A 25,165-nucleotide genomic window follows, 5' to 3' on the forward strand; every position below is an offset into this window, starting at 1 on the left:
CCAAAAGTCTCATATAATTCGCGTCTACACAAACTTTCCTCCGCCTGAGCGGACTCTAAGAGTATTCAATCAATCCGCGCAGGCGGGTTTTGTTTGTGTAGCGACAGATTTCAACCTGTCGTTTTATTAACTCGCTCAAGGATGCAAAAACTCTAAATGGTCTCCTGGAATCGATCGCAATTTTGCAGCCGAGCCTTGCATTTTCAACCGGCCGCGTTCTAACATGATAATCCAATCGGCGCGATCGATCACTCGCGGCCTGTGACTGATAAAAATCGTCGTTTTCCCGTGCCGGTACATCAACAAATTTTCTAAGACTTCCGCTTCACTTGCGGGGTCAAGCCCTGCGGTAGATTCGTCTAAAATCAATACGGGTGGGTTGTTGAGAATGGCGCGGGCGATCGCCAATCTTTGTCTTTGTCCGCCAGAAATATTCGCTCCAAACTCCCCTAAAACTGTTTGATATTTATCCGGCAATTGGCTGATAAATTCATCCGCACCCGCAATTTTACACGCTTTCACAATCTGTTCAAAGCTGATATCTGGATTGCCCAAACGAAAATTTTCGAGAATCGAACGGCTCCAAAAATGCGCTTCTTGAGGAACCAATACTACCTGCTCTCTCAGACTGTCGAGAGACAAATCCTGCAAGTTGTAACCGCCAATTCTAATATTACCAGATTGCAGCGGATACAGACCGGCAATTACTTTAGCTAGCGTACTTTTTCCGCAGCCGGAATAGCCGATCAAAGCAATTGCTTGACCGCCGGGAAACGTGACAGAAAAATTTTCCAGCAAGTCAAGTCTGCCGGGGTAGTGAAAACTAACACCCTTGCAAACAATACCGTCGCGATCCTGAACGGTTACAAAAGGTTTATTAATATCGTTTTTAGTTTCCGGTTCAGCGTCGATGACTTCAGAAAGCCGTTGAGTTGCTGTCTGGACGCGAGTCATTTCATCCGAAAATCCGACTAAGGAGTTTACCCAAGTAGTAACGTTTTGATTCATGCTAATAAACGCTAGCAACTGACCGATACTCAATACCTTGTCAATCACTAAACCGCTCCCAAGCCACAGCAGAGTAATGCTGCCAGCCGAAGCAACAAAACCCGAAAATATATTGTTGAGAATGCCAATTTGTGTAGTGCGAAAAGTGAGCTTTGCTAAGCGACCGAAGCGGGTTTGAAATTCTTCCCAAAGTTGCTGACCGCTGCTAGTAGTTTTGACGGTCAGCGCGCCTTTAAAAGTTTCTACTAAAACGCCTTGAGTTTCTGCTTCTAGGACAAATAAACTGCGCGTTTTGTGCTGCAATACTGGCAGAAACACGACTGTAGAGGCAGTCATCAGCACAGCAATTACTGTAGCTGCCAGCGTCAGTTCCTTGCTGTAAAATAACATAAAAATAAAAGAAACTACAGCTATAAAAAATTGACTGGGCAAGCTGATAGCGACTTGAGAAACTAATTTATTGATTTCTTGGATATCTTGCAATCTACTGACAATTTCTCCGCTGCGTCTGGTTTCGTAAAAACTCAAAGGCAATCGCAGGAATTTGCGCGCAAATTCCATGACTAATCCCAATTCTAAACGCTGGGAGAACTGAGCGATCAAGTTGGACTGTACCAATTCTAAACTGCTGCTAAACAGGTTCATAACTATAACTGCGATCGCCACACTCGCCAGGAGTTGTCTGTCGCCCCGCACCAGGATGTCGTCGGTGAGCAGTTGAACTAGAAAAGGCGAAGAAATCGACAGCAAACCCAACACTGCATTCAGCAAAAATGCTTCCATTAAAATCTGGCGGTAAATCCCAATCCGGCGCATCCATTTTTGTAAGGAATTGGCGGGGGGTTGACCGTCTGCTGCTGCAAAAAACCGCTCCGCATCGGGTTCTACTAGCAAGGACAGCCAATCTGTCCAACCTGCTGCTAATTCTGCTTTAGAAACGTAGCGCATACCGACAGCCGGATCGCCGATCGCATATTTGTTGCCCTGTTTGCCGTACAAAACAACCCAGTGATAGCCGCTCCAGTGAATAATCATCGGTAGAGGGGCATCATCGAGCTTGTCTAAAATTGCAGCGGCCGCTCGCACCGATCGAGCATTAAAGCCGATCGCCTCAGCACCTTGTTTCAAGCCCAGTAAAGTCGTCCCTTGTTTGCCGGTACCCGCAAATTCTCGCAAGCGGCTAATTGTAAAATTCTGTCCGTAAAATTTAGCGATCGAAGCCAGACAAGCTGCACCGCAATCTTCTTCGCTCTGCTGGAGAACAACCTGATATTTCAGAGAATTCTTGATTTTTCCGTAGAATGGTATCCCTGGGAAAAATGGGATGTTTTTTAGCATTTTTTCAAATAAGTAGAGCCTAAAGAACAATACCCACCGCTGCCTGGCCAATCAGCAAAAAGCACCCATAAAATTATGGGTGCTGGCTTTATTAAAATTTTTTTAACTAAATTAAGGGAACTTAAACAAAATATAAGATCGAGATCGGGCAAGGGCCAAAGCGTCTTTCCTTGTCTCGTTGTATTCTAGATTCGGGCGAGCTCCGGCAAGTGTATTTCTGCCCCAACCCCGCAACATTAAACTGAACTTCCCCCTGCAAATATACTTACACAGGCTCACAAGCCTTTTATCACAAAGGTTTTAATTGTTGAGTTAAAAATTGTGTACCCATGTAGATGATTGATATCTGTTTGCGATCGGCAATTAGATTGAATCTACAACAATTGAGCGCGAGATCCTGCGTCAGCTATTGCTGATAAATCGGTACAAAATTTAAGCTCAACAGTTGCATCCTTTGTCTAGTAAGAGTTTTAGAACTGTTAGTACATTTGTATGGGGGAAGTCCAGATTAAACAGCACAAAGTCTTCAAAGGGATTGCAGCCAGAGGAAAGACTTCTGTAGATTGGTTTTTTGGCTTCAAACTCCATCTGGTTGGCCATGATGTTAAGTAATGTTAACTTGAATTAGAACGGGCAAATTTTCTTAAAGTTCCACTGGGTAGGGAATACAGCCCCTCAATGTCTATTCCGGGGAAAAAAAATTTTTGTTACCCCCCTTGCGTAAATAATTTTGAGTATGTTTATATATTCCCAGCGCTTAAGTATACCGCTACACAATCAGCAGCTAGCCCACTTAGACGAGCGAGCCTCGGCCATTCTAAGTTCGCTCATCGGGGCCTGGGATTGTGCAGCACTCTAACTAATCCCTAGGTTTCAAGGAACTGCGCTGAAAATTTTAGTTCAATGCTTAAAATTCAAGCAGCCTGCGTATCATTGCCTTAGTTTGAAGGTGAAAACCCAGGTATCAATCAATACTGTAAAAAAACTACTCTATGCTGATTAGTGTTGGGAATAGGTTTAAATGCTAGATACATTAAGTACGGTGTCCCAGGGAGATAGTAGTATTTGTATTGCCGTTTTGGATGGTCCTGTTGACCAGACTCATCCTTGCTTCCAAGGCGCCGACTTAACGTATCTGCCCACCTTGGTTAAAGGGGAGGCCCAGATCGGTGGCAATATGTCCGCCCACGGAACCCACGTTGCCAGCATTATCTTTGGGCAACCGGGCAGTCCGGTGGAGGGGATAGCTCCCAAATGTAAGGGGATCATTGTGCCAGTCTTTGCTGACGATCGCCTCAAAACTTCCCAGCTAGATTTGGCTAGGGCGATCGAGCAAGCAGTCAATGCCGGCGCCCACGTTATCAACCTGAGTGGGGGTCAACTGACCGACTATGGCGAGGCCGATGGCTGGTTACAGAATGCCGTCCGTTTGTGCCGAGAGAACAACGTCTTGCTCGTCGCTGCGGCTGGCAACAATAGTTGTGATTGCTTGCACGTACCGGCTGCCTTGCCCTCTGTGCTGGCGGTCGGGGCGATGGATGCTGATGGCAAACCCCTGGACTTTAGCAACTGGGGCGAAGCCTACAAAGACCAAGGCATCCTGGCCCCTGGCAAGGACATCCTGGGAGCTAAACCCGGTGGTGGCACCGACCGCCTGAGCGGTACGAGCTTCGCCACTCCGATTGTCACAGGTGTAGCAGCCGTGCTGCTGAGTCTTCAGCGGGAGCAGGGAGAAACCCCCGACCCCCAAAAAATTCGTCAAGTGTTGTTGCAGAGTGCCTTACCCTGCGACCCTGACTTGCCAGAAGAAACCCGTCGGTGTCTGGCGGGCAGACTGAACATCCCTGGAGCCATAACGTTATTAAAAAAAGGAGGAAATATGTCTGAGAATTTCGCATCGGTGGGTGCATCAGAAGTAGAAGCAGCAGGCTGCGGTTGTGGTGGCGGCTTAACCAACGCCAGTGAAACAACTGCCGCCGCCGATCGAGCGCAACCGGCTCCTAGTTTGGTTGCTGCTGGAGCCAAGCCAGGAGCGGCTGAGGCTTTCCCTAGCAACACCCCCAACTTGCAAAACTTGATGCAATCGTTTCCTACACCTGTAACCCAACCACCAATGATGCCCAACTTCACTGCTAACTCCGTCACCGCCAGCCAAGCCCCCAGCGAACTTCCGGAGCTCGGTCAGATTGTTTATGCCCTAGGAACCCTCGGCTACGACTTCGGAAGCGAAGCCCGCCGGGACTCGTTCAAGCAACTGATGCCGCCGTTTGACATAGGGGGAGGGGTGATGGTGCCGGCGAACCCCTACGACGCCCGTCAGATGGTGGACTACCTGGGCGAGAATATTTCTGAGGCGCGATCGCTCATTTGGACGCTTAACATTGAACTGACTCCCGTCTATGCGATCGACCCCACCGGTCCCTTCGGCGCCGAGTCCTACCGCGCTCTCCACGAACTGCTATCCGGTCAAATCCAACCCGAAAACGATGCCGAATACGTGGAGCGCGTCAGCATACCGGGCATCTTGACCGGGCGCAAAGTCAAGCTCTTCTCCGGTCAAGTTGTCCCGGTAATTGAACCCCAAACCACCCGCGGCATCTACGGTTGGAAAGTCAACAGCTTGGTCAGCGCAGCGATGGACGCGGTTCAAGCTGAAGAGGGCACTGCTGATGAAGACCGCATCCGCAACACCTTAGATGGCTTCCTCAACCGCATCTACTACGACCTCCGCAACTTGGGAATCACCTCCCAAGACCGCGCCCTCAACTTCTCCGTCACCAACGCCTTCCAAGCCGCCCGAACCTTCAGCGAAGCGGTTGCCGTCGGCATGGAACTCGACAGCGTTACTGTTGAGAAAAGTCCCTTCTGTCGCCTCGATAGCGACTGCTGGGATGTGAAGTTGAAGTTCTTCGACCCTGAAAACAACCGCCGTGCTAAGAAGATTTTCCGCTTCACCATTGATGTCAGCGATCTGATTCCGGTCACATTGGGCGAAGTTCGTTCTTGGTCTTCACCGTATTAAAGGGCAATACAATGGGGGTGAGAGTGCTACAACAAAATGCACTCTCGCCAAGATATCTAGATTTGTTCACCCTATCCATACGGAGAATCCTGAACCATGCGACTTCCTGTATTGTCTCCCCCCGTCAAACGGCCTCATTTCATCCAGCCTGCGCTGTGCGTGGATGTGGAAGAGGGTCTTACCGACGATTTGGTGCATATTCGGATGGATCTGCTCCATGGCGCTAACTATAACGATCCTTCAGCCTATGCCAACCGCAGTTTGAACCAAGTGATGTACTCTAGTGCCAGCCAGAGTGCAGCCAGCCAGGGCTGGGGCGGCTTTGCGGGCCTGGGACGATTTTATTAATGAGCCACCGATCGGCCCCTAATCATGATGCCTCAGCAAACTGAAACCCTATGGCAAATTGGTCAAGCTGGTAAAGGAGCTCAGGAGTTTTCGCAGGTAGGCGGCTGGCAAGATGAATTTACTTACGTTATTGGGTCAGATCGAGACCCGATCAACCAGCCCCAGATGCCATCGTTGCTCGTGGTTCCCGGTCGCAAGACCAAACCAAAGAGCAAAGGAAAGCAGCTTTTTTCCACCGACAAACTGAATATCCAATTCACCCTTGCCCACAGCTACAGCACCGGCGAACTTACGCTCTTTTACAACTTTTTTGGCTCTCAAGTTGACACCCTCTGGGTTGATGGTGAGCCAGTGACCGAGCTCGTCGGGGTCGGGTCAGGCAAGCCAACCAAAACCCAGATTCCCTTGCCAGCCCTCAGCGCTGGGCAACATACCCTGACCCTGACCACTGCTGGTGGGTCGAGAGATGGGGCACACCGGATCGACTACCTCAAGTTAGAGGGAGTTGTGGCACCCCAGCAACCGCAAACCCTCCAAACACCCGAAACACCCAAGGAAACTAAGGAAACTATGGCTAATGAGAAAAAGGAAACGGTGGCTAAGGAGACTAAAGAAGTAACACCCTCGGAAGTCTCCTCCCCTCCAGAAGAGAAAAAGTCTTACGTACCTACTTCCCAGACCGGGCTGCAAGATTATTCCTACTGGTGCGACTACTGCAAGAAGCAAGCCAAGAAGGCACAGAGACACCCTAAACCCTTCCGCCGGGGCCGCATCTGGGCCTAATCCCTAGCCTGTCTAGTTATCGTCCACTTAATGACTGACTGTTCGCTCTATGCAATCCACCACACTCCTCCAAATTAAGCCGCACTTTCATGTCGAGGCGATCGAGCCAAAGCAAGTCTACCTGCTTGGCGAACAGAGCAACCACGCCCTCACCGGGCAACTCTACTGCCAAATCGTGCCTCTGCTGAATGGGCAACATACCCTAGAGCAGATTGTCGAAAAGCTTGATGGAGAAGTCCCGGCGGAATATATTGACTATGTGCTCGATCGCCTTGCAGAGAAAGGCTACCTAACCGAGGTAGCCCCGGAACTATCCTCGGAAGTGGCGGCATTTTGGAGCGAGTTAGGGATTGCACCCCCCGTAGCGGCCGAGGGGCTACAGCAGCCGGTCATGCTGACAGCGGTGGGCGATAACATCAGTGAAGTAACTGTTGCTGCCCTGGGAACTGCCCTGCGGGACATGGGCATTCCGGTGCAAAACCCCACAGACGCGGATTCCTCAGCGGCGCTCAACATCGTCTTGACCGATGACTATTTGCAGCCGGAACTAGCAGCCATCAACAAGCAGGCTCTGGAGCGCCAACAAACTTGGCTGCTCGTCAAGCCGGTGGGCAGTGTCCTGTGGTTGGGCCCAGTGTTTGTTCCCGGAAAGACAGGCTGTTGGGGCTGTCTGGCTCATCGGCTGGGGGGCAACCGCGAAGTTGAGTCGTCGGTATTGCGGCAAAAACAAGCCCAACAGCAGCGCAACGGTCAAAACGGAAGTGTATTAGGCTGCTTGCCCACAGCACGGGCGACGCTGCCTTCGACCCTGCAAACGGGGTTACAGTTTGCCGCGACTGAGATAGCGAAGTGGATTGTCAAGCAACACGTCAATGCCACTGCGCCGGGAACGGCACGCTTCCCCACGCTGGACGGCAAGGTTATCACCTTCAACCAGACGATCCTGGACTTGAAAAGTCATATCTTGATTAAGCGGCCGCAATGTCCGACCTGTGGTGACCCAAAAATTTTGCAGCGGCGAGGGTTTGAACCGCTGAAGCTAGAATCGCGCCGCAAGCAGTTCACCCACGATGGTGGTCACCGGGCCGCCACTCCCGAACAGACTTTGCAGAAATACCAGCACTTGATCGGCCCCGTAACGGGAGTGGTAACGGAACTGGTGCGAATATCTGACCCAGCTAATCCGTTGGTACATACCTACCGGGCGGGGCATAGCTTCGGCAGTTCTACCTCCCTGCGTGGTCTACGCCATACCTTGCGCCATAAGAGTTCCGGTAAGGGTAAGACCGATAGCCAATCACGAGCGAGTGGTTTGTGTGAGGCAGTAGAACGTTATTCGGCTATTTTTCAGGGGGACGAACCCCGTAAATGGGCAACCCTCGCAGAACTAGGAGATTTGGCGATTCATCCAGAGCAGTGTTTGTGCTTTAGCGAGGCGCAGTATGCTAACCGGGACATGCTCAATGAGCGGGCAACCGTGGCTCATGATTGGATTCCCCAGCGGTTCGTTCCTAGCCAAGCGATCGATTGGACACCAATGTGGTCACTAACGGAGCAGACCCATAAATATGTACCCATAGCGATGTGTTACTACCACTACCCGTCGCCACCAAATCACCACTTCTGCCGAAATGACTCTAATGGGAACGCAGCAGGCAATACCTTGGAAGAAGCAATCCTACAAGGGTTTTTGGAACTGGTGGAACGCGACAGTGTGGCGTTGTGGTGGTACAACCGTCTGAGCCGTCCAGCGGTGGATCTTTGCAGCTTTAATGAGCCGTATTTTGTCCAGTTGCAACAGTTCTATCAGGAAAGCGATCGAGATCTGTGGGTTCTGGATTTGACAGCAGATTTAGGTATTCCAGCCTTTGTGGGAGTATCGAATCGGAAAAGTGGAAGCTCGGAAAGACTGGTTCTTGGCTTTGGAGCGCACTTAGACCCAAGCATTGCCATCCTCCGCGCCCTTACAGAAGTGAACCAAATTGGCTGGGAACTTGATAAAGTGCCAGACGAGAACCTCAAGGGCGAGGCGACAAATTGGTTACTGACTGCGACGCTAGCAGATCATCCCTATCTGGTTCCCGATTCTACTCAAGCCCTCAAGACTGCCCAGGATTACCCCAAACTTTGGGGGGATGATATTTACACCGAGGTGATGACCTGTGTGAAGATTGCCCAAGAAGCTGGTCTAGAGACCTTGGTGGTAGATCAAACACGACCGGACATTGGTTTGAATGTGGTCAAGGTGATTGTGCCAGGAATGCGGCATTTTTGGTCGCGGTTTGGGTCGGGGCGGCTCTATGATGTGCCGGTGAAGCTGGGGTGGCGAGATGAACCGCTCGCTGAGGCTCAAATGAACCCCACACCGATGCCATTTTAAGTTTTTTAAAGTTTTCGGGCGACTCGCTTTCGCTACGTACCGGATGTCGCCCGACGAAGCTTCTTCTCACGAAGAAGGGGACTGGCCCACCCCAACGGGTCAATAAACTCAGCAACAAAATGAGGATTATTCCGATGAATAAGAAGAACATCCTGCCTAACCCAGGCAAACCCGTGATCCGTGGCATCAGTGGTAAACTACCCAGCTACTTGGCTGAATTGTCTGAAGAAGCTCTAGGCGATGCTGGTGCGGATGCGTCTTTCATCTGCTCAGTAGATGCGTCTTTCATCTGCTCAGTAGATGCGTCTTTCATCTGCTCAGTAGATGCGTCTTTCATCTGCTCAGTAGATGGTGATGCTTAAAGATCTCCGATTTGCTGTTAATTGCAAGCAGATTGCATCTTAAGGCTAGTCCACATTTGGGAAAATGGCAGTTCACTGTCCTAACTATAGGAACTAAAGAACGCTAGTCTTGAGGCTAAAGACGAGGCTAAGGATGCTTGGAAAGCCGACTTTCTCTCAAGTCTTACCTTCCTTCATCTGCCTCGTCTTCTTTAATTCAACAAGATGTATTCAAACTCACAACCCAGCCATTCAGATTTTATCTTTCCGCAAGTTATCCCCAGAGAACACCATGTCAAATAATTACATTAGCTCTAGTGTTACTACTCATTTGAACCAGACACCTGAAGTCGAAAAAGTTCGTACTTTTTATAACAATCACTCCATCAACTTCAGTCGAATGGTTCCTGATGCAGTAGCGAGATCGCACAATCTTGGTTTAGCAGCTCGCATGGGGATACAGCCTGGAAACTATATATTTGATGCGGGTTGTGGAGCTGGAATTCCAGCTATCCACATCGCCCAATCGTTTCCTGGGACGCGGATTGAGGGTCTAACGATTTCTGAAGTGGAAGCAGCAGAAGCCCAAACTCGGATTGCTCAAACCAACTTGGTCGATCGGGTACGAGTGCAAGTAGGTGATTTTCATTCTCCACCTTTTCCAAACGAAGTCTTTGATGTGGTATTTTTCAACGACAGCATCAAATATTCTAATCAATTACCCCAAGTCCTTGCGGAAGTCAAGCGCGTCCTTCGTCCGGGGGGAACCCTATACATTACGGGTCTTTTTGTTAAAGAGCCGCCCCTCTCGCCACTAGAGCAACGAGCGCTTGATGAAATTAATCGGCAAGAATTACAAGGTAGTTATGTTATTCCTCTTAAAAACTTGGTTGAGTTTGTCCAGCAGGCAGGTTTTCAAGCCATTGAATACGATGAAAACCAAACTGTTAAGATGCCTGCACTCGCTTTACGTCTGACTGCTGCAAACTTAATGCACCCCTATTTACCTCTACTTTTTGCTGATATTAAAGCAGTAAAACCGACGATAGTCAAAGCTAAAAGCTCGATACGACCTTCTGGTTTGACCTACAATCATGCTCAAAATCGCCATCAGGAAAATTTGCGTTATATCGAGCAGCATAAGCAAATTTTTGATATGGAAAATTCCTATTTATTGAATTTGTTTGAGGGACTTGTCGGAAATCAACGAATAGGCAAAGGAGGGTCTATTTCCTGTTGCTGCAATATAGATAAAGATCGTCTTTATCCCGCTCGTTTTTCATATTTATGTGAAGTTCATGTTTCCGATCCTGGAATTAAATTACTAGATATCGAACATTTTCTCTATTTCTCCCATCGTGTAGAAGAACGTCCAGAAATTCAGATCGATCGCCGATTGCTTAAGCAGTTTTTAGCTACAGGTCTAGACCCGTCCAAAGTAGATATGGTGATTTTTGCTATTGATGTTCGTCCAGAACTCATAAATTCGCGGATCAAGTTGTATTTGACCATCAAAGATTATCCAGAAAAAATAGCAACTGCAATATCGCTTTGCGGAGAACAGCGCGACTGGGAAAATTTAATAATTAACGGGATGTTATTGGTAGGATTTGACTTTTTCTTTGATAATCGAGCTGCTGTAGAAGTTTATCCTACCTTCTACGCTGCCGATCTTCAGCGACCAGATGTCCAAGCGTATTTAACTTCGAGACTACCTGCAAAAGCACTTCCACTCCTCCATGAGAGTAGATGCGTTCAAATCGGTATTAGCAATGAGAACAAAAGTGATGTTCTCTATTTCAATAAATTTAAATCTCCCAACAATGCGGTTGACTATCTGAAAAATCAAATGGTTAGCCAAGTCCATGCTCAGTATCGAAATCGAGTCTTTCACGATTTATATCTTGGTATTCCTGAATCAGAGTTTTATACTGATTCAATCCAAAGAGTAAAAATGTACTATCACATGAATGACTTTGTAAGCAGAATGAAATAAAGATGAATATAAAATAGCCTTGACTCTCAATGAGTGCAGCTAGTTGGGTTTTGATACTTACAAACTGTTTGAGAATAAAATACGATTATGCCGATAACTTCTGTATTTTCACACAATTATCTACGAGAGCAGCGTCTGAGATTTATACGGACTCATCGAGATGCTTTTGATGTACCTTATAGCTTTTTACTGCCTCTGTATGAAGAAGCTGTTTTTAAAATAGAAGGCTCGTGTGGTGTTGAGCCTAGTTGTAATGTTGAAGGCGATCGCTTATTTGCAGGAGACTTTCAAGTTGCTAACTATGGACATACTTGGCCTAGATCGCTGATTGATGCAGCAAGTTTTTTAGACAAAATTGAACGTAGAATAGATGTAAAAATTAATCGGAATTTGCTCGAGCGGTTTTCAGCACTATATATAGGCTCTAGCAAAATCGAAAATAACACTATCGGCATTGACTTACGCCCAACACTTCAGGATTCTGTGATTAAGATATACATGCACATCCATCCTGGGCAATCGAACGAAGATTTAGTGATGACAGCGCTCGCACTTGATGGTGCTATATATTCGGCTGAGTTGACACAAGTTTTGCTCCGAGATGTTGTTGTGATAGGATTTAATCTTTTCTTGGATGGCCGGAGTAACATAGAAATATGGGCGGGTTCTGCAGGACAAAAACACAACCATCAAGGAAATTTGGGAAGAGATCTCACTGCCTACATAAGAAAATATTACTCACACAAAGTAAATTATATGTTTAATGTTTCAGATTTTAGCGCGGTGAGTTTTTCTAAGCAAAAGATAGACCCACTCTTCCATTTTCACTTTTTTGATATCAAAGACATACTAAAATATTTTGCATTTAATAGTTTGGGCGATAAAATTTATGATTTTTGTCAAAGTCAGGATTGCATTACATATACTGGTGTAAGTGCCAGAGCGCAAGAATTAGAAAGTAATAGATTAAATAATTATAGTTTTTTCTATAACCAAAGTGATACATGTCAAACAGATTTAGATATACTACGCTTACCTATGATGTTTTAACTGTTAGAGAGGAAAACTGAGAAAGTGATAGCGTATTAAGCAATCGTTCAACAGTTTCAAAAAAATCATAAGTTTTGATATTACATCACTCGAATTTTTCCACATCAAATAAAATTTCATTTCTGATAATTTCACCAATCGCTACTGCCATCGACTGACTTGCCCAATCATCATTATCCATTATCCGTCGCCATGAGCTATCATCCCTTCGCTGTTTCCCTCAATCCTTTTGTGCAAGTGACAAGCACCGAAGACCATTACACCCTGCGCTCGGCAGAATCCGATCCGACCGCTTTGCTCACTATGGCTACAACGCCCGGAATTGGTATGGCTCTCGATCGTCTCAAGGCAGGCAACACCACCCCCGACTCACTGGTGCAAGGGTTAGCCGAACTCGATGGTCGGGCAGCCGGGGAACAGTTCGGGCGGATGCTACAACAATTGGATGAGCGAGGTTGGTTAAGTTACGCTGTGTTGCCGCTGGCAGTGGCAATCCCGATGGTGGACTCTGCCGAGCTGAATCTGACCGAACCCTATTGGACACAAACGCACCTCACTCTCTCCCGCTTTGCCTATCAGCATTCCCACGAGGGCGCAATGGTGCTGGAGTCCCCTCTCTCAAAGTTTCGGATTAAACTCCTCGATTGGCGAGCAAGTGCGATCCTGGCTCAACTTGCCCAGCCGCAATCCTTAGCAACACTAACGCCACCGCCCTACCTGGGGCCAGAAACCGCCTATCAGTTCCTCAATTTGTTGTGGGCAGCAGGCTTTCTGACTGCTGACCCTGAACCTCCCTCGCTCCAGCTTTGGGAATTTCATAACTTGCTGTTCCACAGCCGCAGCCGCTTGGGTCGCCATGACTATCCACCACAAGATATTAACATTAAGCAGTGGTCTGATTTTCCGGTGGTGAAATCGCCTATGAGCCACCAAATTGTCCCACTGCCGCGTCCGAACTTAGGAGCGTTAAAGTGTAATGATGCTACACTCACCCAAGCAATTGAAACGCGGAAATCGATTCGAGAATACGATGAAACAAATCCAATCACCATAGAACAACTCAGCGAACTGCTTTATCGTACAGCCCGTGTCAAAGAGATTCTTCAAACGGAGGAGTGGTTTGGTGAAAATTGGCGGCAAATACTCGGTTTTGATGCGGCGATTGAATATGGCGAGTTAGGTAGTCGGCCATATCCTGGCGGCGGGGCAATGTATGAACTGGAGATTTATCCAGTGGTGCGGCGTTGTCGAGTGTTGGATGCAGGCTTGTATCACTACGATTCACTAAACCATCAATTGGAAAGGATTGCTGAATCGGAAGATGTTTTTGCTTTGCAACCATATATTTATTACAAACCCCAACCGCAAGTCCTTCTCGTGATTACAGCGCGGTTTGGACGACTGTTCCGCAAGTATCGCTCTGTGGCCTATTCGTTAGTGCTCAAACACGTCGGAGCGTTGCAACAAAATCTTTATTTAGTGGCAACTAATATGGGTCTGGCTCCCTGCGCGTTGGGCAGTGGGGATAGCGATGGTTTTGGGCAAGCCGCAGGTCTGGACTATGTGGAAGAGTCGGCGGTGGGTGAGTTCATGTTGGGCTCGCTGCCGAAGCGTGATGTGCAAGCCAGTGGGGTTGAGTCAGTTCAAGAAATCAATCTCTCAGATGAGCCTGCGGAGTTAGCAGCCTCGGAGAGTACGGTTGAATCGGATAGGGGTGAGGCGGAACCTGAGCCTGCTGAGGTTGGGTTTCGTTCCTCAACTCAACCTACATCTGAACTAGATGTTGGGTTTCGTTCCTCAACCCAAGCTACAGAATCGGTGGAGACAACAGAGGTAGCGGTTTCGGTGAGTGAGGCTGAATCTGTATCCCAGACGACGACTCAAGTCATGGACTCAGAGGCTTCCGAGAGTGAAGTGGAATCGGATGTTGTAGTGAATGAAACTGAATCTGCGGCTATTTCAGCCAGTGGGGTTGAAAGTTCTGCAACCCCACTCTCGGCAGCACTTCACCCCCACGACCTCGACGATCGCATCCCTGGACTCGCTCACCTTCGCAATCAAACTCTCGGCGACCCCCGTATCACTATTGTGGTTATTGAGGGGAACCCCGACCACTCCCTGTCCTGTTTCCAGAGCGCTGAAATTTCTAAAGTCTTTCCCTACTGGGAGGACACTCCAGAGCCGATTTCCTCAGAAGAGTACGCGACTTTCCGAGCAATTGAGGATAGCGATCGCACGAAAAAGGAGAAAGAAGAATCACTCAAAGCGGCTTTTCCAGAAACGCTCATCCAACGTCTTAAAGTTGATGACCATACTTGCCACGTCACCAGCATCATTGTGGGTCAAGAGAACACTCCTTCTGCGGGTATTGCTCCCCACTGTCGCCTGATTAATCTGTCGCTTACCAGTGGCATAGCAGAAGAATATATCTCTCCCTTGAACCTAGCTCGTGCCTTTGAGCAAGCTCTCGATTTGGGGGCAAATATCATCCACTGCGGGATCTGCCATCCTACCAAAACTGGCGAAGGGGAAGAGCTATTCGCTAAAGCCGTACAGAAGTGCCTAGATAACAACATTCTGATTGTTGGGCCTGCGGGTAACGGTTTGGGTGAATACTGGTGTCTGCCCGGTGTATTGCCAGGAACCCTGCCTGTAGGAGCAATGGATCTAGGCAGTCCACCCGCCCACTACAGTAACTGGGGAGGCAATTATACCGAAGAGGGGATTATGGCTCCGGGTGACGACATTTGGGGAGCGCAACTGGCAACCGAGAAACCCAGACTCAGAACGGGAACCAGTGGAGCCGCCCCTATCGTCACCGGAATCGCCGCGCTGCTGATGAGTTTGCAACTGCAAGAGGGCAAACCCGTCGATGCTGAAGCCGTCCGAACGGCACTGCTCAAAACCGCAATTCCCTGCGACCCAAAGGTTGTAGAAGAACCGGAACGCTGTCTGCGCGGCTTTGTCAATATCGGCGGCGCAATGAAGCTGCTGTTTGGGCGACCCTCCTTCACCATTTCCTTCGCGGGCGATCGAGTGACCCGCACGGAACGGGGAGGCTATGCCATGGCTACCGCTACGGCTGCCCCGGCAAGCATCGCAGCGGCTATGACAGACACTGCCGTCAGCCCAGCCCTGCAACCCGCCACCCCTGCCACACTAACCGAGGAACCCGTCACAGCCGCCGCGACTCCCGCAGACACAGGCACTGTCGAAGCCAGCACCGCCTTCTCTGGCAACGTTTACGCCCTAGGGACGATCGGCTACGACTTTGGGGATGAAACCCGCCGCGACACTTTCCAACAACAGATGGCTCCCGCCGAAGTCAACGGCATTATGGTTCCGCCAGACCCCCACGATCCTCGTCAGATGGTCGAACACCTCGATCGCCATCCAGATGAAAGCCGTTCCCTGATCTGGACCTTGAGCCTCGATGGAGACACGATATATGCCCTAGAGTCAAAAGATGGGGATGTCTACGAGATGTTTGTGCTGATGTTGGCGGGGCAACTCGAGCCAGAAGCGAGCGATGAATTTGTAGAACGGATCAGCATACCCGCCCGACGCACCAAGCGCACGGTAGAACTTTTCTCCGGTGAGGTTGTGCCTGTAGTGACGGTACCTAACGTGCGGGGAATGTACGGCTGGAAAGTCAATACCCTGGTGAACTCGGCGATGGCGGCAATCTCCCGTCAGGTGGACGAAGCCCAAGAACCCCTCGTGCGACAGGCTCTGACAGCCTTCCTCAACCGAGTCTACAACGATCTTCGCAATGTGGGGCAGACTTCGCGCGATCGCGCCCTCAACTTCGCCGCCACCAACATCTTCCAAGCCGCTGTGACCTTTGCTCGGGCGATCGTCGATCGTCGTCAACTCGACACCATTAACGTGGAAAAAAGCCCGTTCTGTCGCATCAACAGTGACTGTTGGGATGTCAAGCTTGTCTTCTACGACCCAGACAATACTCGTCGGGGGCGCAAGGTATTCCGCTTTACCCTTGATGTGGTGCTTCTGATGCCGGTGACTTTGGGTCAGGTGAGAAGCTGGTCACTCCCTAGTAAAGAGAGTTGAACGCACATCTTGCACCATTGTTAAGAACGGGCAAGATGCCCGTTCCACAATAAAATTGAGTTTTGTGGAACGGGCATCTTGCCCGTTCCTAAACAGGTAGTTGATAATGGTGCAAGATATCAGTTGAACGCACTGGTGACGGACTCACGCCACAAGAGTCGGTATGGCGTGACCTTCTGGGCAATTCGAGAATTTCCTTCAACTGAGATATTGCACCATTCTCAATTAGCCTTTCATGGGCGGGCGGGACGCCCAACCCACAAGAAAACTCACTCTTTGTGGAACAGGCATCTTGCCTGTTGTTGAGAATGGTGCCATATCTCAGTTCAATGTACTCGTAATTTTATGAATAATCCTAATACCTTTGCGCGACTTAAGTTAAAGAGTTTTTATGAACAGGCATCTTGTCTGTTCCACAACCACAATTTGTATTACTAAGGCTCAATCAGTAAAAACATGGGAATAGAATTTAACCATTTATATGTTACTCTCGACACAGAAACGCTAGAGTCGATCGCCAAATCAGAGTTCATCAGCCAAGAATTCTGCACAATATCCAGAGATACCGTAGAAACTGATAAAGAGAGTTGGGCGGGAACTTATCTCAGGGGAAAACATAGCTATATTGAGCTTTTTGCTCCTGGGGGTGTGGAAGGGTTTATGGAAGGTTTTTCGGGTATAGGTTTCAATAGTAAACAAGCAGGACAGATTGATATTGTAGATGAAAAGCTAAAATCCTTAGTAGCCCAAGAAACGTTTTATGGTTTGCAAGTTCGTCAAACCGAAGATAGAAAAGTGCCCTGGTTTCATTATTTGGCGCTCAAATCTGAGACAGAACCCTTCAATGCGTGGTTGATGGAATTTCATCAGAATTATTTAGACTATAAAAACATCAAGCTTACCAGTGCTGGTTGCTTTGACCGTGCTGCTTATCTGAAAAACCTTGCTACTTCCGAAACTTCTTTATTTGACGACATTTCAGAAGTTCATCTTGAATTGACTTTAGCGGAACACGAGGAACTAGCATTACTACTTCGAGTCTTTGGCTGTGACTCATCTTGCGTAGGAGATATTACTACCTATCGTTCTGATGGTTTTACTTTACAAGTATCTCAGAAAGTTGCTCCAAGTTATCGAATTCGCAAGGTTTTTTGCACGATGAAGGCTCAAATTCATCAGGAAATAAAGTTCACTTTCGCTGATAATGCACGGTTAAATGTGGGTGGAGAGCTGGCAATTTGGGAGTTTGGATAACTGAAGCAATAAGTTAAAAATTAAGGCTTTCTTAGACTTATGATACAGCATTTTTAGGTAAGTGAGGTACATAGCAAAGATAGAGGACAGTGGTTAATATTAATTCCAATGCTACCGGATTTGATATCAATAGCTGTTCTCGGTTTATAGATTAGTGCCGATCGAGATTAATTCGCTTTCAGCTTATTAGTTAGGTAGACTCAAAAATCTCAAAAATATCAGGATTTGAAAGATGTTTTAAAACTTGCAAACCCTAATTCAGTAAAATTTCAGCAGACCCCGAAAGTTCTGAAATTTATGCTGTATGACTGACGCAATGGATATAACAAAGCACCCATAAAGTTATGGGTGCTTCTCAATCAAGAGTTAGAGAGCTGAATTGACAGCCCTAAACTTTAGTAGTAAGCGTAGCGGACTACTCTTCTGAAGGAACCGTCGCAATTCCGGCGGTACACTACCCAACTGCGGCGGCGCTGACGGTGACAGTTGTAGCGATTATTGGCATAATAGTGACCGCCGTTGACGCTAGCTGATTCTTCAGGAGTGAGTTCAGCAAACAGTGAATTTTCTTTAGTTTCTTGCATGATTTGACTCCTTTCAAGGTGAAAAAAAAATAACATAAACGAGAAATGATCTGAATTTTCAACAGCCTCGCTTAAATAAAGCACCATAAAATTATGGGTGCTTTCTCGATCTACAGTTAGAGAGCTGAATTGACAGCCCTAAACTTTAGTAGTAAGCGTAGCGGACTACTCTTCTGTATGAACCGTCGCAATTCCGGCGGTACACGACCCAACTGCGCCGTTGATTGCGATCGCAGTCATCGTCGTAGCGATTATTGGCATAATAGTAACCGCCGTTGACGCTAGCTGATTCTTCAGGGGTGAGTTCAGCAAACAGTGAGTTTTCCTTAGTTTCTTGCATGATTTGACTCCATTTAATTTGACAAGAGGGAACGAGAACTATAAGTTTTCTAAATTGTATATAGCCTCGTGTAATTACTAACTAATAGTTCTTGAAGTGCTGTGCGAGTTCCGGAATATTACCGAGATATTTTCCAAATTCATTCCGATCGCATAACCTGACTCAGCTATCTAAACCACTAGGGTTTTGTAAGGGCGGTGGCTGTTGGGATCGTACAGATAAAGCTGGTTCGGCGGCAGGAAAAACAGCATATTCAGGTCATCGCTGCTGCTGTTACCGCTGGTAATGCTGCCACCGCTGACAGTAGCAGATTCTCGATCGGTGAGTTCGATGAAGAGTGAACCTTGTTGATTTTCTGACATAAATAACTCCTCTTAATACCTATGTACTTACTTACTACCTACGCATACAGGAAAAACCCGGTAACAGTGCCAAAACTCATGGCGGAAACGCCGTATTTTTTTCATCACAGTGGCCCTCTGGCTTCACTCCTCTTGATATTTGGCGAAGTTTGTGCGTGGGAACGGCAAAGCTGTGCGGATTTTTACCTTTACCCTGTGAATTTTGATTTAGACTTCTAAACCTATTCTTGTTTTCCGGAAAGGTGAGAGTAAAGGTGACAAAACAAATCAGCGATCTCTGCCTCTCCCCCAACTCAAAACTCCAAACTCCAAACTATTCCCCTCTCCCCCAGCCGCCATGTCTCTCACTCCCGAAACCACACCCGCTGAAACCTTTGATAACGACCAGTTTTTGCCCCCTGTCAGCCGCTGGACGACTTTGGGGGGCATTTTGATGGTGGCGACCTTTGGCGGGGCGATCGCCCTCGCTAGCGTCACCAAATACAGCGCTACAGTCAAAGCAGACGCGATCGTCCGTCCCGCCGGAGAAGTGCGCGTCGTGCAAGCAGCAACCGAAGGAACCGTCGAAAGCATTGCTGTCAGCGAGAATCAGACAGTAAAAGAAGGAGATGCGATCGCAGTTGTAGACGCTTCGCGTTTGGGCGCTCAAAAAAAACAGTTAGAAGAAACAATTAATCAGTCTCAAACAGCAGCACAGCAAATCAACCAGCAACTGCGCGACTTAGAAAATCAAATTTTGGCCAGCGCCCAATTTAAAACGAGCCAAAGTGGAAGTTCCGCCCAACAGGAATTAATCGAATCTGCTTTAGTAAAATTCGCCACCTCGCTACCGGATGTCGCCGAAAGACTGGGCAGAAGTCGGCGGGTTTTGCTAGTCAAGCAATCGTCCATTCAACAACAATTAATTCAAGCTAAAAAAGAACTCAATCAAATTGAGTTAAAACTCGAAAATAGCGTGATCCGCACGCCCGCGGATGGTACAATTCTCAGATTGGAAGTACAAAATACCGGTCAAACCGTACAAGCCGGCAGCGCGATCGCCCAAATCGTCCCCAGCGACGTACCCCTGGTAGTCAAAGCCAAGGTGGCATCCCAAGATATCGCCCGCATCCAAATCGGCCAACCCGTACAGATCAGGATTTCGGCTTTGCCTTTCCCCGATTACGGCACATTAAAAGGAACTGTCAGCGAAATCGCCCCAGATGCGATCGCGCCTCAAAATCCCGCTAATAATTTAGGTACAGCTTATTACGAAGTAGCCATTAAGCCCGAACAAACTTATTTAACAAAACTCAAATCCGCCAACGGCCAATTCTTCGGAAACTCCCAGGCTAATGTTCCCCGCCAGTATTCGATTCAATCGGGAATGGAGGGCAGAGCCGATATTATTACCGGTCAAGAAACTGTTCTGACATTTGTTTTGCGGAAAGCAAGGTTGCTGACAGATTGGTAATGAGTCAGCAGTCAGCAGTCAGCAGTCAACAGTCAACAGTCAACCGCCAACAGTCAACCGCCAGAAAATTAGAGGCTCTGAAATTGAAATAACGTGTCAATATAGAAATGTGAGTTCAATTCTATTCTTTCCTCATGGGCAAACAGCGCGTTCTTTCTGGAGTTCAGCCAACCGGCAATCTTCACCTCGGCAATTATCTCGGTGCCATTCGCAACTGGGTAGAAGGTCAAAGTCAGTACGAAAATTATTTCTGCGTAGTCGATTTGCACGCAATTACCGCACCGCACAATCCAGCAACTCTAGCCTCCGACACTTACACGATCGCCGCACTGTATTTAGCTTGCGGCATCGATTTAGAATATTCTACTATTTTCGTGCAATCCCACGTCTCGGCGCACACAGAACTAGCATGGCTGCTCAACTGCATTACGCCGATTAACTGGCTCGAAGATATGATTCAGTTTAAAGAAAAAGCAGTTAAACAAGGCGAAAATGTCAACGCAGGCTTGCTAAATTATCCCGTGTTGATGGCAGCAGACATTTTGCTTTACGATGCCGACAAAGTGCCAGTGGGAGAAGACCAAAAACAGCATTTGGAACTCACCCGCGATATTGTCATTAGATTAAATCACCAATTCGGTACACCCGAAAAGCCAGTTTTGAAACTTCCCGAACCGTTAATTCGGACTGACGGTGCGAGGGTGATGAGTTTGACTGACGGCACGCGCAAAATGTCGAAATCTGACCCTTCCGAACAAAGTCGAATTAATTTATTGGATTCGCCAGATACGATCGCCAAAAAAATCAAGCGCTGCAAAACAGATGCCGTGCGGGGTTTGACTTTTGACGACCCCGATCGCCCCGAAGCTAGAAATTTGCTGACACTTTATCTCCTGCTTTCCGGCAAATCTAAGGAAGAAGTAGCAGCCGAGTGTGAAAACATGGGTTGGGGAGATTTTAAACCCTTGCTGACAGAGACAACAATTAATGCCCTCAAACCAATTCAGGATAAATACAAGGAAATAATGGACGATCCGGGATATTTAGAGTCTGTACTGCGTCGGGGAAGAGAACAAGCAGAAGCTATTGCTAATCCAACTCTAACTAAGGTTAAGACAGCTTTCGGTTATTCTTTACCTGTTTAGTTGTTAGTTGTGAGTTGTTATTGGTTACTGGTTAAGAATAACAACTGCCAACTGCCCGCTAACAACTCCCAACTGTCAACTGTCAACTGTAAAATAACAAATAACCAATAACAGACAAATAATCATGAACCGTTTTCGCACAGCCTGCACCACCCCCGGAGAATTTATAATTACCGCCGAAGTTGCCCCGCCAAAAGGTGGCGACATAACTCACACAATTCAAATGGCCCAACGCCTCAAAAACAGAGTGCACGCCATTAATATCACCGACGGGAGTCGCGCAGTGTTGCGAATGTGCCCCCTAGCAGTTTCGGCGATTTTAGTGCAGCACGGAATTGAGCCAATTTGTCAAGTTGCTTGTCGCGATCGCAATCAAATTGGCCTGCAAGCCGATCTCATGGGAGCCCACGCTTTAGGCATTCGCAATGTATTAGCACTTACAGGCGATCCCGTCAAAGCGGGCGACCATCCTAAAGCAAAAAGTGTATTCGATTTGGAATCAGTTCGGCTGTTGCAAGTTATTCAAAAAATGAACGGCGGTCAAGACTGGAATGACAAACCTTTAACAGACGGAGTTACCGATTTATTTGTCGGTGCTGCCGTCGATCCGCAATGCCCCAGTTGGTCTGGTTTGCAAAGTCGATTTGAGAAAAAAGTAGAGGCTGGAGCACAGTTTTTTCAAAGTCAATTAATTACAGATTTTGAAGTTTTGGATAAGTTTATGCACCACGTTGCAGCGGGCTGCAACAAACCAATTTTAGCAGGAATCTTTCTGTTTAAATCAGCTAAAAATGCTGAATTTATTAAAAAATACGTGCCGGGAGTTCACATTCCGCAAGAGACGATCGACCGTTTGGCTAAAGCTCCAGAACCACTGCAGGAAGGCATAAAAATTGCGGCAGAACAAGTCAAGCTAGCGCGGCAGATTTGTCAAGGAGTTCACATGATGGCTGTGAAGCGAGAAGATTTAATTCCTCAAATTTTGGATTTGGCAGGAATCGAGCCGCTGAGCTAAGATTATACGTAGGGGCGGGTTTTACCCACTATCTATTCCTAAAACTAACGATTTCGCAAACTCGTAAACCCGCCCACCGCCGCGCTACCCTTTTGAACATCAACAGGACAGTCATGGTTCAAACTATAGACAATCCAACAACTTCTCCTGCCGCCGAACAGCGTTTCACTTGGCGCGGTTTGACATGGCATCAATTCAAGGCAATTCAAGCTGGCTTTGAAGACGTACCGAATGTACGCTTATTTTATTGTGATGGAGTTTTAGAAATTGTGGGTACTGGAAGGTTGCATGAAGCGATTAGGTGTTTGATGGGCTTGCTAATGGGACAGTATTTTTTGCTCAGAAGAATTGTATTTTTTCCCAGCGGTACTTACAGTCAGATTGTCGAAGAGCAAGTCGAGTATCAGGCAGATTTGTCTTATTGTTTCGGAACTATTAAAGATGTTCCAGATTTATGTATTGAAATTGTTATCACTAGCGGTAGTCCGATTAAACTTCAGAAATACCGACTGATGGGAGTACCGGAAGTCTGGTTTTGGGAAGATGGCACTTTAGAGCTTTACCATCTGCGAGAGGAAGGTTACGATCGCATTGCTAGCAGCGAAATACTGCCGGAGTTAGACTTGTCTTTGCTCAAACGCTGCATTTTGTTTGCTTCGCCTTTGGATGCGCTTGAAGAGTTTTCTAGAGGAATGGGCGATCGGGAAAATTGATCGATAAACTACTTTGAACAATGCTCGATCGACTAAACGGTTATTAAATAGGAGCAACTGGCAATGACTGACTCAGAAATCCTTAATTCTGATACCATCAAAACACTAGATACTAGCATATCAGAAGTTACAGTTTACACCGATCGCGCTTTGGTGACGCGGCGCGGTACGGTATCTCTGACGGGAAACGAACGAGAATTGGCGATCGCCTCTGTACCCGCAACCCTCGAAACAGAGTCAGTCAGGGCCACCGGTGCGGGTACAGTTGCAGTGCGATTGCTGGGAGTGCGAACCGAAACAGTGTTTAGCAGCGAACCAGTGGGCGATCGCACTGCCGAATTAACCCAACAAATCCAAGAATTAGAAACTCAAAAACGGGCAATTAACGACAAAATAACCGCCCGAAAAATTCAGCTCAAATTTGTGGAAGGTTTGAGCGAAAAAAGCGTCGGTTTCTTTTCCAGCAGCATCGCCAAACAGCAGGTAGGTTTAAACGAAACTGGTGAATTGCTGAACTTTTTAGGAACCAATTACCTAAAATACGTAAGTGCGATCGCTCAATACGAAAGACAGCAGCGCGAATTAGACAAGCAAATAGAAGCTTTGCGCCAGCAGTTGTGGCAAGTACAAACTCCCCATTCCCAGCAAACTTTTAACATCATTGTCGCCCTAGAACCCAGCGGCAGCGGCAGTTTTGAACTAGAAGTTTCCTATGTAGTCATGCGAGCCCGTTGGACTCCCCTTTACGACTTGCGAGTCAACACTACCAACAACCAAATTAATCTCAATTACCTAGCCGAAGTCAATCAAAATACAGGCGAAGATTGGACTGGAGTAGCGCTGACTTTATCTACAGCAAAACCCGGAATGGGAACTTTGCCCCCAAAACTCGAACCCTGGTTTATCGATATTGTTTACCCAAGATATACTCAAACCCGAGAATTTAAGATGAGCCGCAGCCGACAGCCTGCGGAAGCAGAAATAGCACTAGATGATAGAAACTTCGAGTTTGAAGAAAATGAACCAGTTACTTGTGCCGCCCCCCAACTCATGGCAGCTCAAACTGCTACCGCACAAGTATCCAGAGAAGGCGGCACCGTCTCATTTCAAGTAGGGGGAAATACCAAGATTCCCAGCGACGGTACACCGCACAAAGTGACGATTTTTAGCGAAAATTATCCGTTTAAACCTGAATATATAGCAGTCCCGCGATTAGTCAGTTTTGCCTATTTGCAAGCAGTTGTTGGGAATCCGCTGACAGGCGCCACTCTGCTTCCCGGTAAAGCAAATATCTTTCGCGACAACACTTTTGTCGGCAGTGTCCAGCTAGAAAATGTTTCGCCTGGTGAAGAATATAAACTGAATTTAGGAATAGATGAAGGGCTAAAAATAGAGCGGGAATTAGTAGAAAGACAAGTAGATAAAAAACTGATCGGTCAGCAGAGGCGGACGAGTTACGCTTATCGCTTAAATGTGACAAACTTGCATCAGGTACAGGTACACCTGACACTAAAAGAGCAATTGCCAGTCAGCCGCAACGAGCAAATTAAAGTGCGATCGACTCTCACTAATCCGAAGATAGTAGCAGGTGAAATGGGACTGCTGGAATGGATAATGTCTCTGCCGCCGCAAGCAAAGCAAGAGTTATATTATCAGTTTGTTGTCGAACATCCTCCTGATTTAGCAGTCACGGGTTTAGATATTTAATTAGGATTTACACTCTTAATCTGTAACGCTAGCTACAGCTTATACTAATCATGAAAAATATTGATACATATCAATTAGAGAGGAGCATCTGTAGGGAAACGGCACTGCCGTGTCCGGCGGGGGGTTGTGCAAATCAAAGATAATTTGTATAAGATGGATAATTGTAGCAAGACTATTTCCAATTGGTATTACTTATCAAAAATTTGACGATCTGACTATCAACAAAAAAACCAGGATGAATTACAACTGGCGAAA

General features: G+C 47.4%; 18 protein-coding genes and 1 pseudogene. 15 read left to right on the forward strand and 4 right to left on the reverse strand.

The window, feature by feature from the left end:
* Positions 1–135 precede the first annotated feature (135 nt).
* Complete coding sequence (locus OSC7112_RS18120) at positions 136–2,346, reverse strand: peptidase domain-containing ABC transporter (protein ID WP_015177259.1); 2,211 nt, start codon at positions 2,344–2,346, stop codon at positions 136–138.
* A 504-nt stretch (positions 2,347–2,850) separates the two neighbouring features.
* Between OSC7112_RS18120 and OSC7112_RS35910 the strand changes: the two are divergent.
* The 10 genes and pseudogenes from OSC7112_RS35910 to OSC7112_RS18165 form a co-directional block, all read left to right on the forward strand.
* Positions 2,851–2,940, forward strand: a pseudogene (locus OSC7112_RS35910) (transposase); the annotation flags it as partial.
* Between the two features lie 427 nt (positions 2,941–3,367).
* Positions 3,368–5,368: a S8 family peptidase gene (locus tag OSC7112_RS18125; RefSeq protein WP_015177260.1), complete on the forward strand. Its 2,001-nt coding sequence runs from the start codon at positions 3,368–3,370 to the stop codon at positions 5,366–5,368.
* 96 nt (positions 5,369–5,464) lie between these two features.
* Positions 5,465–5,716, forward strand: a complete 252-nt coding sequence (locus OSC7112_RS18130) for a cyanobactin biosynthesis system PatB/AcyB/McaB family protein (RefSeq protein ID WP_015177261.1) — start codon at positions 5,465–5,467, stop codon at positions 5,714–5,716.
* A gap of 24 nt (positions 5,717–5,740) precedes the next feature.
* Positions 5,741–6,499, forward strand: coding sequence for a cyanobactin biosynthesis PatC/TenC/TruC family protein (locus OSC7112_RS37145; RefSeq protein WP_015177262.1), 759 nt, complete (start codon positions 5,741–5,743; stop codon positions 6,497–6,499).
* A gap of 49 nt (positions 6,500–6,548) precedes the next feature.
* Positions 6,549–8,879: a TOMM precursor leader peptide-binding protein gene (locus OSC7112_RS18140; RefSeq protein WP_015177263.1), complete on the forward strand. Its 2,331-nt coding sequence runs from the start codon at positions 6,549–6,551 to the stop codon at positions 8,877–8,879.
* Positions 8,880–9,013: 134 nt separating this feature from the next.
* Positions 9,014–9,241 (forward strand): DUF5837 family cyanobactin class RiPP, encoded by a 228-nt coding sequence (locus OSC7112_RS18145; protein ID WP_015177264.1) that lies wholly within the window; start codon positions 9,014–9,016, stop codon positions 9,239–9,241.
* Between the two features lie 271 nt (positions 9,242–9,512).
* On the forward strand, positions 9,513–11,216 hold the full coding sequence (locus OSC7112_RS18150) for a DUF5838 family protein (RefSeq protein WP_041622606.1): 1,704 nt from the start codon (positions 9,513–9,515) through the stop codon (positions 11,214–11,216).
* An 87-nt stretch (positions 11,217–11,303) separates the two neighbouring features.
* Positions 11,304–12,266, forward strand: coding sequence for a LynF/TruF/PatF family peptide O-prenyltransferase (locus OSC7112_RS18155; protein ID WP_015177266.1), 963 nt, complete (start codon positions 11,304–11,306; stop codon positions 12,264–12,266).
* Positions 12,267–12,458: 192 nt separating this feature from the next.
* Positions 12,459–16,337 carry a PatA/PatG family cyanobactin maturation protease gene (locus OSC7112_RS18160; RefSeq protein ID WP_015177267.1) on the forward strand — a complete coding sequence of 1,293 codons (3,879 nt, stop codon included), beginning with the start codon at positions 12,459–12,461 and terminating at the stop codon, positions 16,335–16,337.
* A gap of 456 nt (positions 16,338–16,793) precedes the next feature.
* Positions 16,794–17,591: a DUF5829 family protein gene (locus tag OSC7112_RS18165; RefSeq protein WP_015177268.1), complete on the forward strand. Its 798-nt coding sequence runs from the start codon at positions 16,794–16,796 to the stop codon at positions 17,589–17,591.
* Positions 17,592–17,986: 395 nt separating this feature from the next.
* On the opposite strand, the gene OSC7112_RS18170 is transcribed toward OSC7112_RS18165, so the two are convergent.
* From OSC7112_RS18170 to OSC7112_RS18180, 3 genes are all read right to left on the reverse strand, one after another.
* Positions 17,987–18,175 carry a hypothetical protein gene (locus OSC7112_RS18170; RefSeq protein WP_041623246.1) on the reverse strand — a complete coding sequence of 63 codons (189 nt, stop codon included), beginning with the start codon at positions 18,173–18,175 and terminating at the stop codon, positions 17,987–17,989.
* Positions 18,176–18,320: 145 nt separating this feature from the next.
* The gene (locus tag OSC7112_RS18175) at positions 18,321–18,515 is read right to left on the reverse strand and encodes a hypothetical protein (RefSeq protein ID WP_015177270.1); all 195 of its coding nucleotides are present in this window, start codon (positions 18,513–18,515) and stop codon (positions 18,321–18,323) included.
* Positions 18,516–18,685: 170 nt separating this feature from the next.
* Entirely contained in the window at positions 18,686–18,877 is a 192-nt protein-coding gene (locus tag OSC7112_RS18180) for a hypothetical protein (protein ID WP_015177271.1), read from the reverse strand.
* Positions 18,878–19,214: 337 nt separating this feature from the next.
* Here OSC7112_RS18180 and OSC7112_RS18185 point away from each other — a divergent pair, with 337 nt between their 5' ends.
* From OSC7112_RS18185 to OSC7112_RS18205, 5 genes are all read left to right on the forward strand, one after another.
* On the forward strand, positions 19,215–20,330 hold the full coding sequence (locus OSC7112_RS18185; protein WP_015177273.1) for an HlyD family secretion protein: 1,116 nt from the start codon (positions 19,215–19,217) through the stop codon (positions 20,328–20,330).
* Between the two features lie 134 nt (positions 20,331–20,464).
* Complete coding sequence (trpS, locus tag OSC7112_RS18190; RefSeq protein WP_015177274.1) at positions 20,465–21,475, forward strand: tryptophan--tRNA ligase; 1,011 nt, start codon at positions 20,465–20,467, stop codon at positions 21,473–21,475.
* A 124-nt stretch (positions 21,476–21,599) separates the two neighbouring features.
* Positions 21,600–22,490, forward strand: a complete 891-nt coding sequence (locus tag OSC7112_RS18195) for a methylenetetrahydrofolate reductase (protein WP_015177275.1) — start codon at positions 21,600–21,602, stop codon at positions 22,488–22,490.
* 113 nt (positions 22,491–22,603) lie between these two features.
* Positions 22,604–23,203: a Uma2 family endonuclease gene (locus OSC7112_RS18200; RefSeq protein WP_015177276.1), complete on the forward strand. Its 600-nt coding sequence runs from the start codon at positions 22,604–22,606 to the stop codon at positions 23,201–23,203.
* Positions 23,204–23,266: 63 nt separating this feature from the next.
* Positions 23,267–24,910 carry a mucoidy inhibitor MuiA family protein gene (locus OSC7112_RS18205; RefSeq protein ID WP_015177277.1) on the forward strand — a complete coding sequence of 548 codons (1,644 nt, stop codon included), beginning with the start codon at positions 23,267–23,269 and terminating at the stop codon, positions 24,908–24,910.
* The last annotated feature ends 255 nt before the right edge of the window (positions 24,911–25,165 follow it).

It is taken from the genome of Oscillatoria nigro-viridis PCC 7112 (genome assembly GCF_000317475.1).
In the GTDB taxonomy this organism is placed as follows: Bacteria; Cyanobacteriota; Cyanobacteriia; order Cyanobacteriales; family Microcoleaceae; genus Microcoleus; species Microcoleus nigroviridis.